Here is an 18509-nt window from a genome sequence, read left to right on the forward strand (position 1 = left end):
TCAAAGAAATCCGATCGAGATCCAGGGGAAGATCGCGACGATGATCAATCCCACCAGCAGCGCCAGCAGATAGCCCCAGATCGGCCTGATGCCTTCGGCCGGATCGACGCGCCCGATGGCGCAGGCGGCATAATAGCCGACGCCGAAGGGCGGGGCGAATAGCCCGATACCCATGGCGAGAATGATCACCATGGCGTAGTGCACCTCGTGCACGCCGACGGCGCGGGCGATCGGAAACAGCAGCGGTCCGAACAGCACGATCGCCGGGATACCCTCCAGCACGCTGCCGAGGATGGTGAAGGCCAGGATCGACACGGCGATGAAGGTCGCAGCCCCGCCCGGCAATCCCGTCATGGCCGCAGCCAGCGAGCGCGAGAAGCCGGATTGGGTCAGGCCCCAGGCCATGCCGGTTGCGGTGCCGATGATCAGGAGGATCGCACCCGACAGCGCGGCGGTCTCGACGAGCATCGGAAACAGCCGTCGCCAGTCGAAGCGGCGGTAGATCAGGAGGCCGACGAGGGCGCCATAGACGATGCCGATGGTGGAGACTTCAGTCGCGGTCGCAATGCCCTCGACCACGGCATAGCGGATCACGAAAGGCAGCGCGAGCGCGGGCAGGGCGACGACGAAGGTCTTGCCGATCTCGGATGCCGTCGCGCGGCGGACGTGGCCCATGTCCTCGTGGCGGTAGCGCCACCACACCAGCATGCAGAGCGTGACGGCGAGCACGACGCCGGGCAGGAGGCCGCCGGTGAAGAGGGCGGCGATCGAGACGCCCGTGACCGAGCCGATCGTGATCAGCACGAGGCTGGGCGGGATGGTCTCGGTCTGGGCGCCGGTGGCCGCCAGCAGCGCGACGAGATCGCCGGGCTTGGCGCCGCGCTCTTTCATCTCCGGGAACAGCACGGGCGCGACTGCCGCCATGTCGGCCGCCTTGGCGCCAGAGATGCCGGAGACGAGGTACATCGCGCCGACGAGCACGTAATGCAGGCCGCCCCTGATATGGCCAAGCAGGCTTGCCAGGAACGCCACCATGGCCCGCGCCATGCCGGTCATCTCGATCAGCAACCCCAGAAACACGAACAGCGGCACGGAAAGCAGGATGAGGTGGCTCATGCCCTCGTCCATGCGCCCGACCAGCACCATGACCGGCGTGCTCGTGGTCAGCGCGAGATAGCCGTAGATCGCAAGACCAAAGCCGAACGCAATGGGAACCCCGGCAAACACGCAGAAGCCGGCGACGCCGACGAAGAAGATGATGAGGTTGAGATTGCCGAGCGGCCGCAGCAATGGCTCGGCCAGCCAGAACAGGCCGATCACGACCGCAACCGACAGCACGGCGGCCGCAACCATGCGGTGGTCGGCGGCGCGCGCGAGCCGCAGCAGGGCAAAGGCCGCCATCAGGCCGATGCCGGCCGGCAGCGCGGCGGCGCGCCACATATTGGAGATCTGCAGCGCCGGCGTCGTGATGTAGCTTTCTTCATAGGCGTAGTCGCAGGCCGGCCACACAATCAGGATCAGGAACGCCAGGGCCGCGGAGGTCGCGACCAGATCGAGATAGGCCCGCATCGCCGGCCTGGCGCTGGCGACGACCGCCGTCATGCGCATGTGCTCGGAGCGGCGGAACGCAACCGCCGCGCCCAGCATGGCGAGCCACAGGAACAGGATCGAGGCGAGCTCGTCCGACCAGATCAGCGGCCGGTGCAGGCCATAGCGTGCGACCACGCCGGCAAACAGGATCACGATCTCGGCGACCACCAGGATCGCCGTGGGGATTTCGACGACGAGGCCGAGCACGCGCTCGACTGAGGCCAGCAGCGAAGGTCGGCGAGGGGACTGCAACGTCACCTCGCCCACAGCTTCGGTCATCTCGATCTCGACATGAGCCATTCCTGATACCGACCCTCGACGGCCCCAACGCGCTACGACAGCTTGCCGACGGCCTTCTCCAGAAGCTCCCAGGCCTGATCGCCATATTTGCCCTTCCATTCGGCGTAGAAGCCGGCGGAGCGCAGCTTGTCGCGGAACGGCGCGATGGCCGGCTGGTTGAAGGCCAGGCCCTTGCCCGCGAGCTCCTGCTGCAGGTTGGCGTTCAGCTTGGCGGTATCCTCACGCTCCCTAACGGCGGCGGCATTGATGTTCCTGGCGACGATGGTGCGCACGTCCTGCGGCAGCTTTTCCCAGGCTCTGCGGTTGGCCAGGAACCAGAAGCCGTCCCACATGTGGTTGGTCAGCGAGCAGTACTTCTGCACCTCGTAGAGCTTGCCGGTCGAGATGATGGCCAGCGGGTTCTCCTGGCCCTCGACGATCTTGGTCTGGAGTGCGGAATAAACCTCGCTGAAATTGATCGAGGCGGGCGCGGCATCGAACGCCTTGAACATCGAGGTCCACAGCGGCGACACCGGCACGCGGATCTTGAAGCCCTTGAGATCGTCAGGCCCGGCGATCGGCCTGGTCGACGACGTGGTCTGGCGGAAGCCGTTGTCCCAGATCTTGTCCATGACCTCGAGGCCGGCCTTCTTGATCTCGCCGCGGACATGGGCGCCGAGATCGCCGTCCATGGCCTTCCAGACCGTGTCGTAGTCCGGGAACGCGAAGCCGATGCCGTTGATGGACGCCGCCGGCACCAGGGTCGACAGGATCAGGCCGGACAGCGTGAAGAACTCGACGCCGCCGGAGCGGATCTGGCTCAGCATGTCGGTGTCGGAGCCGAGCTGATTGTTCGGGAAGATTTGCAGGTCGAACTTGCCGCCTGTCTCGGTCTTGATCGCCGCCGCCATCTCCTTGGCACGGACGTTGAGCGGATGGGTGTCGGGCAGGTTATTGGCGTACTTGTAGGTGAACTCGGCGCTCTGGGCGCGGGCCACATGGGGCGCACCGAGGCCGCCCAGGACCGCGGTCGCGGCGGAAGCCTTGAGAAGCGTGCGTCGGGAATAGCGCGTGGAAAGGACCATGGGTCTGCTTCCTCGGAAGGTTTGTTGTTGTTCTGAGATGCAAACCTATACGGGCGGTCGGCCTTAGGGTCATCTGCGATCTCGCGGATGCCTCGCTTATTGCAGCCGGACAAGGTCACGGCAATATCGGCTTTCGCAGACCTCGACCCGTTTCAAAACCTGAAAAACAACCCCATGCACAGTAGACGTCAAGAGCTAAGACGACGGCCGACGCGCAGACGGAGATACGGGCTTTGGCGAAGGTCGGATGTCAGCAATTCCGCCCAAATGATTGATCTCATTGTACATAAATATATTCCATAATATACCTTATGCGAATTTTGGATGTGCCGGGCACCAGGCCAATGTCCTGCGGCGATTTCGACGATGCTACGTTGATCTGGTTCTGCCGACTGGTACCCCAAGTGATCGGCGGCTTCCTCCTCTGGCAACGTGACGATGCGGCGGCGGCGCGAGCCTACCTCCAAGCTCCGGCGGTCGGCGGAAGCCCAGACGCCGCGATCCACCGGCTGGTGATCGCCCTATTCGAGGCCTCTTCCGCCTCGGCCAGTCCCCTCTCCCCGAACGTCCGCTATTCGGTCTTGACGTTGCGTTCCTCGATCACCTTGCGCCAGGACGGGATTTCTGCGGCGATCAGGGCGTGCAGTTCGGCAGGCGTGCTGGCCTTGGCCTCCACGCCATAGGAGAGAAACCGATCCCGTATTTGCGGCATCGCCAGCACCGTGCCAAGCGCAGCGTTGAGCTTGGCCAAGACGTCTGGCGGAGTGCCGGCAGGCGCGAGAATGCCGAACCACGTTTCGACCGAATAGCCCTTCAAGGCACTGCCGATGGATGCCGCACCGGGAGCAACCGGAGAAGGACCGGGCGAGGAAACCCCGAGCAGCTTCACCTTGCCGGAGCGGATGTGCTCGTTCAGCGTATCGGACGTGGTGGTGAGCAGAATGTCGACCTCGCCGGCAAAGATGGCGAGCGTCGTCGGCGCCTGGCCCCGGTATGGGACGTGGACCATCTGCAGACCTGCCTGATTGAGGAAGCGTTCCGTGCTCAGATGCCCGAGCGAGCCTGGTCCAGCGGAGGCATACAGCATCGGCTTGCTCTGCGCCTTGGCGTAGGCAAGCAGCCCGGCAACGTCGTTCACGGGCACCTTGTCGCTTGACACCAGAACCAGAGGCGCCGTGGAGACCAGGGACACCGGTGCAAAGCTCTTCAGCGGATCGAAATCGATGCCCTTCTGCAGCAACGGTGCGATCGAAATCGGCCCATTGTTGGCAAACAGAAGCGTGTAACCGTCGGCATCCGATCGGGCCGCTTCGTTGGAACCGGTCGTGCCGGCCGCACCGCCGCGATTGTCGATGACAATCGGCTGGCCGAGGATTTTCGTCATCGGCTCCTGCAGTGCACGAGCCATGATGTCGGTCGAGCCGCCGGCGGGATATGGCACGATGAGCCGGATCGGACGCGATGGATAATTGTCCGCTGCGGCGGGCGCAACGAGGATCGCCGCTCCGAATATGAAAGTCAGAACACGCAGTACCTTCACGTCGATCCTCCCAAGCTGTTTTTTGATTATCTTGCGGTAGAACAATTCGCGGCTTGCAGCTTTAAATCATAGGGGTGTCTCACCCTTGCCAAATGCGCCGGCGGCAGCCGCCTGTCCGATGTCGCTGTTGGATAGGCCGAGCACGCGCGCGAGGATCTCATCCCGATGCTCGCCGACCGCGGGGATGTCGTGGCCGATCCCAGTCCGCGCGCCCGACATCCGCCACGGCGCGTTGACGCCCCTGAACTCGCCTGCGACGTCGGCGATCGGCGCGAATACGCCGCGAGCAGACAAGTGCGGGTCATCCAGCGTTTCCGCGGGATCGCGAAAGCGGGCGCTCGGAATACCGGCGCGATCGAGCGCTGCCAGGGACTCATCCACCGTGTGATGCATCGTCCACCGCTCGACGACCTGCATCAGAGCGGTCCAGTTCGCGCCGCGCGCCGACACCGAGGAGAAACGAGGTTCGGACGAGAGCTCCGGCAGGCCCGTGAGGTCGCGAAGCGCGGAAAAATTGCGTGCCGACACCGGCGCGATCAGGACGTCGCCGTCTTTGGCGCGCACAGGGCCGTAGGTCGGGCGCGCCACCGGCGCCGAGAACTGCGCTTCCTGCAGCTCGTACACCAAGAGGTTCAGCATACAGTCCATCAGAACGACATCGACGTGCTGCCCTGCTCCCGTACGCTCCCGTTGTACCATCGCCGTTTGAATCGCCGAGAAGCCGAAAACGCCGCCGAGAATATCGGCGACGAACACGGCTCCAGCCGCCGGCCGGTCGCGATCGCCGGCATATCGCATCAGCGCGCGGTCGAAACCGCTCTCGGCATGAACGATCATTGCATAGGCCGGGCGTTCCGACTGCGGACCGGCCTGGCCGTAGCCGGATATCGAGCAATAGATCAAACGGGGATTGATCTTGCGAAGCGCCTCATATCCGAGACCCAGGCGCTCCATGACGCCGGGCCGGAAATTCTCGACCAGAATATCCGTGCTTTCGACCATGCGATGCACGAGCTCGATCGCCTCGGATGATTTGAGGTCCAGCGCGATGCTCTTCTTGCCGGCATTGAGCTGACCGAAATAGGCGCTTTGGCCGTGGCGAAGGGGCGCGCGCAGACGCATCTCCTCGCCTTCCGGCGGCTCGATCTTGATCACTTCGGCGCCGACATCCGCCAGCAGCCGCGCGCAATAGGGTCCGGCGAGCATGATGGAGAAATCCAGCACGCGGACGCCCTCGAGTGGTGATTTCAATGATTGGCCCTGCATCATCGGTTCCTATCGAGGTAAGCCAAGCGCACGCTGCGCAATCAGGCTGCGCTGAATTTCGTTCGTGCCGATGCTGATCACCCACATCAGCGAATGACGCAGGTTTTGCTCGAACCGGCCGTTCTCGACGGCCCCCGGCATCTGTTCGGACAGCGTGGCCCGCATGCCAAGGATGTCGAGCGCGGCTTCGCCAAAGCGTTCCATCAGCTCGCTGGAAAAGACCTTGCTGATCGCGCCATATTCCGGCGGCGTGACGCCGCCTGTGGCAAGGTCCGCGCAATGCATCATCAGTTGGCGGCCTATCTCGATTTCGCAGGCGAACGCCGCCATGCGGTCCCGGACAATCGGATCTCCACTCAACTCCTGCCGGGCGATCACATGCTGGCGCAGTTGTTCAAAGGTATGCGCAACTTTCAGCACGATGCCGCCGCCGACCAGTCCCCGCTCGAAAGCGAGCGCTCCAGTCAGGACTTTCCAGCCCTCGTTTTCACCGCCGACGAGGTTCTCCACGGGCACGCGAACATCGTCGTAGAAGATGTTGGCGAACGTTCCATCGTACATGGTGGTGGCCGGCCGGATCGTGATTCCGGGTGTGTTCATCGGCACGATGAACATGCTGATGCCTGCATGGGGCTTGGCGTTCTTGTCGGTTCGCGCCGCCAGGAACATGTATTTTCCCCACCAGGTCGTGGTCCAGATCTTCTGACCGTTGATGACCCAATGGTCGCCGTCGCGGACCGCGCTGGTTCGCAGCGCCGCAAGGTCGGAGCCTGCCTGCGGCTCGCTGTACCCCATCCCATGCATGGCCGCGCCGCGCAGAATTTCCGGCAGATACTTCTTCTGCTGCTCGGGCGTACCGAACATCATCAAGGCGTTGGCCTGGATCGAGGCGCCGAGGCGCGGAGCTTCGTACTGCTCCATGGTCTCCATGAAGGCGATCTGCTCAAGCGGCGAACGCGCCTGGCCACCGAACTCCTGCGGCCAGCCGAGGCCGATCCAGCCGGTGCTCCCCATATCGGCAGCAAATTCAGCGTCGAATTCACGCTTTGCGAACGGCTTGGCGTCAAAAGCGGCCTTTCGGCCGCCCGCCCAGTTCTGTGCAAGCCACCGCCTGACATGTTCGCGCAGTTCGTTCCCGGCGGAGCCGAGATCATATTGCGGCATCGCTGCACCGCCATTGTCGAACAGGTGGGCGGCGAGGCGGCGTCTGGCATGGGCCGAGCCACCAAGCGCTATGGTGTCCAAATGCACGCGCTTGAAGTGCAGCGGCGCTTCGTGTTCTTCGGCGTAGCCGATCGCGCCGAATGTGTGCTGCGTCTCAAGAGAAACGCGTCGCAAAGACGGACCCCCGAACGCCATGGCGCAATCGGAGAAGTATTGCCAGTCGCGATCACCCTCGTCCCGCAGCTTCGCCGCGTGGCGCAGAACGAGACGCACGCCCTCGAGATCGACGAAGCAGCTGGCGAGCTTGTGCTGGATCGCTTGAAATCGCCCGATCGGTTGGCCGAATTGCTGCCGCTCCCCGGCGTAGGCTACCGCCAGCTCGAACGCACGACGCGCGGCACCATGGGCGCGCGCCAGCAGCGCCAGTCGCGCGATCGATCGCAAATCGCTCAGGCTGATCTTGGCAGCAGGAACAAGTCTTGCCGGCGCCGCATCGAGCGCCAGCTCCCAATTGCCCCATGCACCCATCGCGCGCGTGGGGGTACGATTAACGCCGTGAGCCCGAAGGTCGACGAGCGCAAGCTGTTTCTCGTCCACCGGCGCGAGCAGGTGGGTAGCGCTCCCCGCGGCCTCAACGAACCGAAGCGATCCTGTTGCCTTCTCGCCAAGAAGCGCGATCGACCCAATACCAGGATCGGAGTCGAATGCACCGAACGAAAAAACAACACGCGCCGTGCCCCCCTGAAGTGCTGTTCGCAATTCCCCTGCATCGGGGGATGCACCTGACAGCACGAGATTTGCCAGCACGGCAGACCACATCGGAGCGGGACACGCCGCGCGGCCAAGTTCTTCCATCACCGTCAGGATCTCACGAAGGCCGCCCTCCTCCGGATCTGCGCCCAGAGCCGTGAGACCTTGCCCGGCCAGCTTGTTCCACATCTCGGTGATCGCGTCGGGCGATGCACCATCCTTCAGGCAGTCGGCTCGCCAATGCGCTTCGAGAAGCCCGCGCAGGGATTCGCGAAGCATGCCCGCAACGTCGTCGCTTTCGATGCCGGAGGCCGCCATTGCGAGAGCCTACACCTGACCGAACCTCGGTTTGCGCTTCTCCTTGAAGGACATGGTTGCCTCCTTGTGATCCGCTGTCTCGAACGTGACCTGTTCGAGCGCCATTGACGCCTCGAGCAACATGTTCACGCGATCCTTCACGATCTGGTTGATCGACAGCTTGGTCCAGCGGATCGCCCAAGTTGGGCCGTTTGCCAGTTCAACGGCGATTTCCCGCGCCTTGCCCAGCACGTCAGCACGAGGAACGACATGATTGACGAGGCCGATCCGCTCCGCTTCCCGCCCCTTCAGCAGCGTGCCGCGGATCAAAAACTCCTTGGCCTTGTTGATGCCGACCAGCAACGGCCAGATAACGGTGCCGCCGTCCCCGGCAACCAGCCCAACGCGCGAGACGTGCGTGTCGCCAATGCGCGCATCGTCGGACATGACGGTGATATCGCACAGCAGCGCATGGGTCGCAGCGAGCCCGATGGCATCGCCATTGATCGCCGCGATGATGGGTTTGTCGAGCTCGAGCTGCCGCGTCACGCCGCGGCGGCTGATCATGGGATCATGGACCTCACCCTCCTCCAGGACGTCCCCGCCGGGACGCTCAGACATGGCCTTGACGTCGCCGCCGACGCTGAAGAAATCGCCGGCGCCGGTCAGCACGACGACGCTGACGGCGTGGTCATCGGCGAGGTCGTCCCAGATCGTCCGCAGCTCGCGGATCAGCTTCTGATTGATCGCGTTGCGCGACTGCGGCCGGTTCAGGGTCACCGTCGCCACCTTCTCCGACACGTCGACCTTGAGGCATTCATACTTTGCGTAGTTCGACACTTTATTCCTCCCGTTGTTATCGTGTTCGAGCGCAGGCCTTCGGCGTCCAAGCGCGGCTAACGCCGCATGCCCGGCTGGACCTCGGCCAGCGCGACATGCAGCGACATCGCGCCCGGATCCTGCTCCAGCATTCGCTGGACAGCTTCGAGATGCGCGCGCATCAAGCGGCGCGCCGATGAGGTGTTCCGTTCGGCTATGGCGGAGAGCAATTGACGCCGCCGGTCGGCCAACCGGCTCATCGCGACGCCGCTCGAGGCCACCTTGGCGTAGACGAAGCGCATGTGAATTTCGGTCACCGAATCCATGATCATCGCGATGACCTTGTTTCCGGTCGAGGCCGCCAGCAGCTTGTAGAATTCGCGCGAGCACTCGACCCGGTCGAGCAGCCTCCCCTCCTTCGTCGCAAGCTCGGTTCGCCGGATGTTGGCCTCCAGCGCATCGAGATCGGACTGGCGTGCATGGTCGCACGCAAGACCGACGACGAGGTCGAGCACGTGGACACGCGCCTCCGACAGCTCCCGGACCGAAATCGTTCCAAGGCTCAGCATGTCCCGCATGACGTCGTTCATGCGTCTGGTGTCGCCCTCCTGGATGAAGGCACCGCCTTTGACGCCCTTCAGCAATCGAAGCACGCCAGCCATCTCGAGGCTGCGCAACGCCTCCCTCAGGACATTGCGGCTCACACCGAGCTGCTGCGCGAGATCGCGCTCCGGAGGCAGCTTGTCGCCGGGCTTCAGCTGCCCGAGCGCCAGCTGCTCGCGGATGCGCTCGCAGATTTCCTCGAACGCCCGCCTCGTATGGATCGGCCGGAACCTGGGGGCCGGCGCGGGACTTGCCGTCGCCCGCTGATCGGCCGGGCGCTCGCGCCTACCGGGCGAAACATTGCGTGACTGCGCACCGGCGCGGGGGCTTGACTTGGTGTTCATGTGGTGAATTATTAAATGGATCACCCATTCAATGGAAGCCCCTTTCTGGGTTTCACTCAAGAAAGTCCACTACGAGGGTCCATGAGCTTTTCCGAGGAGCAGATCGCCTTCCGCGACACCGTCCGCAAGATAGCCGAGAAGCATGTGGCGCCGATCGCCGCCGAGATTGACGAGACCGACCGCTTTCCGACCGAGCTCGTGAAGCTGTTCGGCGAAATGGGGCTGATGCAGCTTTGGGTGCCGGAGCAATATGGCGGCCCGAACGGCAATCTCACCATGGCTTGCATCGCGCGCGAGGAGATCTCGAGGATATCACCTGCCTGCGCGTCGATCGCCTGTCTGAACACCATGTTCATTATGCCGCTCCTCCACTTTGGCTCAGAGGAACAACGAAAAAGATACCTGCCGATCATCGCCAAGGGCGGCGTCGTCACCGCAATCGCCATCTCCGAGCCGCAGGCCGGTTCAGACGTCACCGCTATTGCGACACGCGCGCGGAAGGATGGCGATTCCTACGTTCTCGATGGCCGCAAGCAGTGGTGCAGTTACGGGGTGGTCGCCGACTATATGGTGGTGATGGCACGGACCAGCGACGGTCCAGGCTCCGATGGCATAAGCGCCTTCATTGTCGAGCCGAAGAAGATGGCCGGAATTTCCTTTGGACGTCACGAGCGCAAAATGGGTTTCCGGGGCGCGCCGAATACCCCGATCTTCTTCGACAATGTGCGCGTGCCGAGGGAAAATCTGGTTGGGGAAGAAGGCAAGGGCTTTCGAGCCTCGATGCGCGCCCTCGATCTCAATCGGCCGACCATTGGGGCACAGTCCGTCGGATTGGCTCAGGGCGCGCTCGACGCCTGCGTCGCCTACGCGAAAGAGCGCAAGCAGTTCAAGAAATCGATCTCGGAGTTCCAAGGCGTCCAGTTCATGCTCGCGGACATGGCGATGCAAATCGAGGCCGCACGTGCACTGGTCTACGAGTGCGCGCGCGCCGGGGACGCGGGTGACTGGAAGCGCCTTAATGTTCTTGCCAGCATGGCCAAGTGTGTGGGCAGCGATATGGCCATGAAGGTCACAACGGATGCGGTGCAGATATTCGGGGGCTATGGCTACACCATGGATTACCCCGTCGAGCGCATGATGCGCGACGCGAAGCTAACCCAGATCTTCGAGGGCACGAACCAAATCCAGCGGGTCGTCATCGCGCGTGAGCTGCTCAGTTAGACAAACGCGGCCCTGGTCCTGAACCGGGCCGCACCTTTCTCGACTTCGCCTCCGCCGCGTCGAGGGTGGTGCGCGAGCCAGTTGTTGCGCAACCTCGCGGAATGAGCCGCGGCGATGCTCACCGTCAGACGTGAATGCGGTGTGGTGTTAATTCACGGCAATGATGCGCGCGATTCGACCACAAATCGGTGAGCACCCTCGTATGGAATCTCAATACCGTGCGAGCTACGTCCCGAGGCCCAGCTCGGCCCGTCGAGATGGCCGAAGCCGATATCGCCCCTTACCGAGCTCAAACCCGAGGTCGCTCAGTCCTGGTGGATTGCGCTGCTCCGGCGAACTTTCCGACCGCTGACCGCAACGGAAAGTTCGGAAAGTGTGGGCCAGTTCATACAATCGAGCGGCCGCGAGCCGCACTATTCGCAAATAGCGTTGCATTGCGAAACACGTTTCGGTTGCCGGGCTCAGGCGCGAAATGGCCTCAAGTCTGCGTGCGACCCGGGGGAGCCAAAAACATGCGTCGTGATTTGACCATCAAGACCGGCAGCATGGCCGGCACGTCCGATTTCAGGGTGATGGCTCCGATCAAGAAGGGGTTCGTGCCGTCCCTGGATGCGACCACGTACAAGACCCGCGTCAAATACGTGCTACGGGCGCTGAATGGCGGACGCGCCAACGCGTATGAATACGAGCTCGCCCGCGTGCTGACCGATTCCGTTGACCGCGTCGGGCGGATCCACTCGGTGGGCATCGCCGTGCTCGAACCCGAGGACGAATCCGTGGACGGCGTGGACTATGTGCTGCTGACCGCCACGTTCGACGGCTCCTGGGAAGCCTATGTCCGCGTCATCTGGCAGAAGGCCGCCCGGCTGCTCGACCTCATCTTCTGCAATACCGATGGTTATGTGCTCGGATACGAGAACACGTACGAAAACTGGGGTATCTGGCTCAAGAGCAAGCAGACCGAAGCCTATTTCCTCTATGCCACCCCCGACCTGACCGTGGATGACACGCGCTTCCTGCGGATGGAGGAGCGGGTCTATCGGCGCGCCTCTGGCGCCGGCGCCGACAAGATCGTCACGCGGATCAGGATTCCCTCGCCGGAAGACATCGCGCGACACTCGATATTCGAGGTCGACGGCCAGGTCGGCGTCGATCCGACCAATGCCGGCTTCAGCAAACCGCTCAGCATCGAAGCCGCCGCCCGGCCTCCGTTTCGCCACGGCATCCGCGCACTGGCGGGCCTCTACCGTCTGGCCGACTTCTATCCGCCGGGGACGCATGACGGGGTGCTTCTGCATCGGGCCGGCCACGAGCTGCTGCCCGAATTCGTCACCATGATCAACGACCCCACCTACGCGGAAGGCGTCAAGCGCGCTCGCCGGCGCTATGATGAGGCCCTGCGCTGGTTGATGACCCCGCCCGATGTGGCGCCGGTACGGCGCAACCTGCCCCTCGCCCCGCCGGCCGAACTGCCGTTGCAGGATCGCGGTAACGTGCAAGGCGGGATCATCACCGCCTACCCCGATTCCGACTACGGCTGCCTGCTGCTGCTGCAATTCGCCAATCCGGCCGCACTGGCCGCGTTTCTCGACGTCCTCGAGGTGACTTCCGAAGCCGACGTTCTGACGCCGGGGCAGATCGTCACTAACATCGCATTCACGGTCGAGGGACTGCGTCAGGCCGGCCTGTCGGACGAAGAGGTGCGCACTCTGCCGGAAGAGTTCGTGCAGGGCATGGAAAGACGCGCCGGCCTGCTCGGCGACGTGCGCTGGAATCATCCGCAGCGATGGCGCCTTCCCGCCAGCAATTGGGCGCTCGGGACCGACGCGCCGGACCTGCCCGAAGGCGACCCGGCGCCGCGCATCAGCATGAGCTCGGTCCATGCCGTCCTCCAGCTCCGCCTGTTGCTGTCCAAGGACGCGCAGACGACGGCGGATGCGAGACATGCGTTGATGGCCGAAATGAACCGCCTGGTCGGGGTCGATGCGGGTATCAGGCCCCTTTCGATCCAATGGATGCAGCGGCAGCGCGACAAGAGATCCCGCGACATGCAGGACCATTTCGGGTTCGCCGACGGCAGTTCGAACCCGGTGCTGCGTGAGTGCGAGGCCGGCACGTACTATTCCAATCGGGTGCATCTCGGCGAAATTCTGTGCGGCTATCCGAACATCGCCGACGAGACGGCGCCGTTCGACAACGCGACCAATCGTGCTCACGCGATGCTCCGCGACGGCAGCTTCATGGCGCTGCGCAAGCTGCGACAGGACGTCGAGCAGCTCGAGGATGTGCTCGCCCGCGCGACGCGACAGGCAGCCGAGACGGCCGGACCGGACGCACCTGCCCTGACGCGCGAGACGCTGATGGCTAAGATGATGGGACGCTGGCCGACCGGCCATCCCCAGGCCGGGCAACCCCTGACCCCTACTCCGCCCCCTGACAAAGGCCACAACGACTTCAACTACGACGCCGACCCGCAGGCCCAATCGTGTCCGTTTCACGCGCACATACGGCGCGCCAATCCGCGCGTGTCGATCACCAAGGCGGATGCCGGCGCGCGGCCCCCACGTATCGTCAGGCGCGGCATGTCCTACGGGCCGCCCGTCGAGCCGCAAGCCGCCAAATCCGGCCAGCAAGCAGAGCGGGGCCTGGTTTTCATGGCCTACAATGCCAGCCTCGGCGAGCAGTTCGAGGTGGTGCAGAGCTGGCTCTCTGGCGGCAACAGCGCGGGTTCGTCCTCGGGGGTAAGCGATCCTTTCCTCGGCCTCGCCGAGCCTGGCCGGCTCCGGCATTTCCGTTTCGAGCATGAAGGCCAAACCATTCGCGTCGCGCTCGACGGCTCGGACCGGCTCCACGACGAACCTCGTCCGTTCGTTCGTCTGGAATGGGGAGCATATTTCTTTGCGCCATCGAAGAAGGCGCTTGCCGATCTAAAGCAATGGGCGGCGAGCCGGGGGTATAAACCGGCCGTGACATGGTGCGCGGATCGGGGAGAAAAGGAGATCGCGCGTCTGCGCCTGATCGAGCGCCGGCACGGCGAAGCCGCGGCGATGGCCGCGTGGAAGACCGCGCTCGAAGATCCGGATTCAGCCTCGCATTTCGTCAACGCCTCGATCTGGGCTGCGATCCGCGAGCGCCACGGCGGCGCGCTCCGCACGCCCTTCGGGGTCCTGGTGGCCGACCGCGACATGGTCTCCCGGGTGTTCGCCGATTCCGACACCAAGCTGACCATCACCGGCTATCTTCCCCGCATGCTGCGGTCGTTCGGCATCCTCTATCTTGGCCGCGACGCCGGGCAGCCCGACCAGGTCTACGAGCAGGAATCCGAGGCGTGCAACGCCGCGATCATGGCGCTCGACCAGCCCGCCGCATTCGAGCTGGCGCGCGCGGTCACGCAGAAGTTTCTGGGCTTGATGGTCAAGCAGACGATCGACTTTGCCGCAGGCGACGGCGAAGCGAGCTGGGAATTGACCGTCGACGTGCACGAATTGGTGGATCCGCTGCTCGCCGCCTTCTGCGAAGCGTGGTTCGGGTTGAGCGAAGACGGGGGGCACTTCCGCCGCGTCGGCTATCGTTGGGATTGGACGCCGGGCGAGCCGCCCGGTTATCCCGGCCATTTCCTCTCCCCTTCGCGCTATATCTTCCAGCCTCATCCGAACGCGACAGTGGAGGCGATCGGCGCAGCACATGGCGACGCTGCGCGCCGTGCGATGGAAGGTTTCCTGACGCAGTTCGGGCCGACAAACGGTCCGGTGACGAAGGCGGTTTACAACTCGCCGCGGGGCACCGGCGACATTCCGTTCGTGGCGCGCACGGTCGCAGGCGCCATGATGGGATTCATTCCGACCGTCGACGGCAACCTGCGGCGGATACTCAACGAATGGCTGCGCGAAGGAACGCTATGGGCGTTGCGCGCTCGCTACGCCGGCACGAAGGCAAAGAACTACATGGACACCCTCAACCGGCTAAGAGACGACTTCATCCCCGCGATGCAACTTCGCGCGGTGCCCGAATTGATCTGGCGGACAGCCGTCGTTTCGCAAAGCATCGGAGGGGTCGAGGTGAGGCCTGGCGACGTCATCGTCGCCGGCGCAGTCTCCGCCACCCAGCAAAGTCTCGCCGAAGGTCGCCAGGACATCTACCACGCCTTCGGCGGCAACCGCAGGGTCCCGGGGCATCCCACGCATTCATGTCCCGGAGCAGACCCGGCACTGGCGGTGATGCTGGGTTTCTTCAGCGCACTGGTGGAGACGGAGCTGCCCTTGCGGACCGGCCCCATTCCAATGAGCCTGACGATGGACGGAAGAGTTCCCGCACCGAGCCCACCTCCACCCTAGAGCCGTGTAAGGAAAGGTGCGCAGGGGTTAGACGGCACAATGCCGAGCGAGCTGATCGTTGGCGTAGCCGACGGGTATGCCAATGACGAGCCTGATCGTCTCCTCCGCATGCCAGTGCATGCCGAGCGCGCGCAGCTTCTCGGCGGCTTCCATCATGGTCTGGCGGGCCGCCTCGCCCCGGCCCTGCCCTGCGAGAAGCTCGCCGCGCAGGGCCAGGTTCAGGGCCGCATCGCGCAGCGAACCACGCCAGCCTGCGGAAGTTTCAGCCCGTCGCAACCAGCGCTCGCTAAGGCCGAGATCCTGGCGCAGGGCTGCGAGCTTCGCCAGCGAGCGGCATGCCGCCGCCTCGCCCAGTCGCTCGCCTTCGCGTGCGCGGCGCAGGACATGGGCGGCATACCGCCGCGCCGTCTCGACATCGCCTTCGGCGGTCGCCGCCTCGACGAGCCAGCTATATTGAACCGACGTGTAGAATTGAAAATTGCGCCGCTCCATCCATTCGGCGGCGTTCCGCAACTGCAGCAAGCCATCGGCGTCGCCGGTCGCCGACCAGCGGGCAAATCCCGAGGCTGCCCGGCAATCCGCCAGAAGCAGCAGGCTGCGCGTGTTCTCGGCGATGCGCGCCCCTTCCACGGCAAGCTGCTCCGCCTCCTGCCAGCGGCCCTGCCAGATCAGCGCGACGGCAATCCAGTTGCGCACGGAGTTGACGACCGGGTGGGTCGAGCCTCCGACCAGAGCCATGCCTTCACCGAAACAGGCGTGGGCGCCCTCGAAATCGCCGCGATCCGCGAGGATGCCGCCCTTGCATGCCAGCGCATAAGCCGCCCCGAAGGATATCGCACCATGACGCCGGCTGCGTTGCTGCTTGGTCGAAATGGCGGCGTCGATCAAGGCGATGGCTTCGTCGTACTGACAGCTTGCAGCCAGAATCTGCCCGAGCGTCGCTTCGATCTGGGCGATCAGGCGACGATCTTCGAGCTTGCGTGCCAATTCCAGTGCCGTCCGCGTGTGCGTCACGGCCTCGCGGAAGCGGCCGAACCCGTAGCACATCCAGCCGAGCCATTCGTAGGCGCTGGCCATCGCGGCGGTCTCGCCGAGGGAGGACGCGATCGCGACCGCGCGTTCGAACACGGAGGTATCGTCGGTCAGCGACAGCGGGTCGAAGATGTTGGCCATACCCAGCTTGTTGGCCAGCAAGCACCAGCGCAGCGATTGTTCGCGCGAGCGATCGGGCACGCGATCCAGCGCCTGCATCGCGACCTGGTACTGCGCACTGGCACGATCGAGCGCAAATGCAGCCATGGCCTTGTCGCCGGCACGTTCAGCATAATGGGCTGCGCTTTCCCAATGACCTGCGCCTTGCGAATGGTAGGCCAGAGCTTCCATCGCATCCTCGCGATCAGCCTGCTCGGACCGCGCCAGCAGGGTGTCTTCGATCCGCTTGTGCAATGCCTGACGCTCGTGCAGGCCAATGGTGTCGTAGACCGCATCGCGCGTGATGCCGTGCTTGAAGCGAAGGACGCCGCCCGCTGGATCGGCAAAGAGAAAGTCGGCATCCGCCAATGCCCGCACGTTGGCCGGGTCGGGTTCGCTGCCGCAGGCCGAAACCAGCAGCCCGTGCGGCACGGTGTTGCCGATGACGGCCGCGGCGCGCACCACCTTCGCCTCATCGGGCGGCAGGCGTGCCAGGCGCGAAGCGACCAGGGTTGCGATCCAGCCCTGTTTGCTGCGCGCTTCGAACGAGGCAGGATCGTTGGCGGCGATGGAATGGCAGAGCTCTTCGATGAACAACGGCACCCCGCCCGCATAGGCATGGATGCGGGCTACGAGGAAGGGATCGGCCTGCGGGACCCAGCGTCGTACGGCAAAGTCGGTTTCCGGCCCCTGAAACGGTTCGAGAAACAGGTGCGGCGCGCCGGAAATCCATTCGGTGCCGTCCTCGCGCGGCCGGCTGGCGAGGATGACGCGAGGTCCGTTGGGCAATTCCAGCAAAGCCTGCAGCAATTGGCGGCTCGCGTCATCAGACCATTGCCAGTCGTCGATCACCAGCACCAGCGGGCCATGTGCCGACAGTCCGGTGAAGAACCCGAGCAGATCGCCGACGACGCCATCGACGGTGATGCGGCCGCCACGCGCATCGGCGCCGGCCGACGCCAGTGCCAGGATCGATTCTGCATTCGGACCGAGCTGGGCCGCCCATGGCTCCAGAGCCGCGCGCGCCGTCTCCTTTGCCTCGACGAGGGAGGCGTCCGCTCGAATTCCCAGCGCAGCGCGCAGCATTTGCAGGAATGGTTGCAGAACCTCGGCACCGACGTAACTCTCGCAACTGCCTCGCAGCAGCCTGATGCGCTCGGTGCCGACGTTCCCCAGCACCTCTTCCAGAAGGCGCGTCTTGCCGAGTCCGGGCCCGCCGACGACCACCGCGCAGCGTTGCGCCTGCGCAGGTGCTTCGCTCAGAAAGCGTGTCAGGAAGCCGAATATCTCGTTGCGGCCGATGAAGGGTGTCAGGCCGCGGCGCGAGGTTGCTTCGAAGCGTCGGGTCGCCGTGCTTCGACCCAACACCAGCCTCGCCTGCGGCATTCCCGAAGCCGCTGGGAGGTGGGCGGCGAGCTCGAAGAAGTTGGCATGCGGCCCAAGGGCATCGAGGCTGGCCAGGATCTGATCCGGACCGGCGTGGCGCGACAGGTGCGCTGCCGTGTTCACGACATCGCCGATCAGGTCATACCGGCCGGACTCGATGTCGCCTTGGGTCAGGAGCACGGTGCCGGCATGGATACCCGAATGCATTCGAAGCGGCATCAGCGCCGGCGATACGCCATCGTGGCGCAGCTCTCCGACCCATTCGTGAATATCGAGTGCTGCTTCCGCAGCACGACGACCGTCATCTTCGCCGGATTGGGGATAGCCGAAAATGGCGAGCGCACCGTCTCCCTGCGTTCGGATGATGCGACCACCGTGCTTCGCCACCGCGCGATGCCAGATCTGCCGCAACTGGCTGAGGAGTTCGGAAAGGTGCTCGGACTCGACATCCCGGCCCAGGGCGGTTGATCCGACAAGGTCGGAGAACAGCACCGTCAATCGATGACGTTCGCCTCTGGGGTCGCGGGTCTGCGTAATCATCGTCAATCGCAGCCAACTCGTTGACGAACCGCAAGTACGGTCTCCAGCGGGTGCCAGACCGGATGCAGCAAGTATCGCAAAAGGCCATAGTAACTCGCCC

General features: G+C 64.2%; 10 protein-coding genes. 2 read left to right on the top strand and 8 right to left on the bottom strand.

The genetic code is table 11. From position 1 onward, the window contains the following. The 7 genes from I6F36_RS05940 to I6F36_RS05970 form a co-directional block, all read right to left on the bottom strand. Window positions 1–1890, bottom strand: coding sequence for a TRAP transporter large permease subunit (locus I6F36_RS05940; RefSeq protein WP_225171110.1), 1890 nt, complete (start codon window positions 1888–1890; stop codon window positions 1–3). Between the two features lie 32 nt (window positions 1891–1922). After that, window positions 1923–2954: a TRAP transporter substrate-binding protein gene (locus I6F36_RS05945; protein WP_225171111.1), complete on the bottom strand. Its 1032-nt coding sequence runs from the start codon at window positions 2952–2954 to the stop codon at window positions 1923–1925. 571 nt (window positions 2955–3525) lie between these two features. Then, window positions 3526–4494, bottom strand: a complete 969-nt coding sequence (locus tag I6F36_RS05950) for a tripartite tricarboxylate transporter substrate binding protein (RefSeq protein ID WP_225125383.1) — start codon at window positions 4492–4494, stop codon at window positions 3526–3528. Between the two features lie 66 nt (window positions 4495–4560). Beyond that, window positions 4561–5745, bottom strand: coding sequence for a CaiB/BaiF CoA-transferase family protein (locus I6F36_RS05955; RefSeq protein ID WP_225125384.1), 1185 nt, complete (start codon window positions 5743–5745; stop codon window positions 4561–4563). Between the two features lie 24 nt (window positions 5746–5769). Beyond that, window positions 5770–7992 carry an acyl-CoA dehydrogenase gene (locus tag I6F36_RS05960; RefSeq protein ID WP_225125385.1) on the bottom strand — a complete coding sequence of 741 codons (2223 nt, stop codon included), beginning with the start codon at window positions 7990–7992 and terminating at the stop codon, window positions 5770–5772. 9 nt (window positions 7993–8001) lie between these two features. Further along, window positions 8002–8811, bottom strand: a complete 810-nt coding sequence (locus I6F36_RS05965; protein WP_225125386.1) for an enoyl-CoA hydratase-related protein — start codon at window positions 8809–8811, stop codon at window positions 8002–8004. Between the two features lie 56 nt (window positions 8812–8867). Further along, window positions 8868–9737, bottom strand: coding sequence for a FadR/GntR family transcriptional regulator (locus I6F36_RS05970; RefSeq protein WP_051056824.1), 870 nt, complete (start codon window positions 9735–9737; stop codon window positions 8868–8870). 81 nt (window positions 9738–9818) lie between these two features. On the opposite strand from I6F36_RS05970, the gene I6F36_RS05975 reads away from it, so the two are divergent. Both I6F36_RS05975 and I6F36_RS05980 read left to right on the top strand, forming a co-directional pair. Continuing rightward, window positions 9819–10958, top strand: a complete 1140-nt coding sequence (locus I6F36_RS05975; RefSeq protein ID WP_035999273.1) for an acyl-CoA dehydrogenase family protein — start codon at window positions 9819–9821, stop codon at window positions 10956–10958. A gap of 512 nt (window positions 10959–11470) precedes the next feature. Next, window positions 11471–15292, top strand: coding sequence for a Dyp-type peroxidase domain-containing protein (locus tag I6F36_RS05980; protein WP_225171112.1), 3822 nt, complete (start codon window positions 11471–11473; stop codon window positions 15290–15292). Between the two features lie 27 nt (window positions 15293–15319). Here I6F36_RS05980 and I6F36_RS05985 read toward each other — a convergent pair whose 3' ends face one another. Further along, window positions 15320–18409, bottom strand: coding sequence for an AAA family ATPase (locus I6F36_RS05985; protein WP_225171113.1), 3090 nt, complete (start codon window positions 18407–18409; stop codon window positions 15320–15322). Window positions 18410–18509 lie beyond the last annotated feature (100 nt).

Origin of the sequence: Bradyrhizobium sp. BRP19 (genome assembly GCF_020194195.1) — a bacterium.
GTDB lineage: Bacteria > Pseudomonadota > Alphaproteobacteria > Rhizobiales > Xanthobacteraceae > Bradyrhizobium > Bradyrhizobium yuanmingense.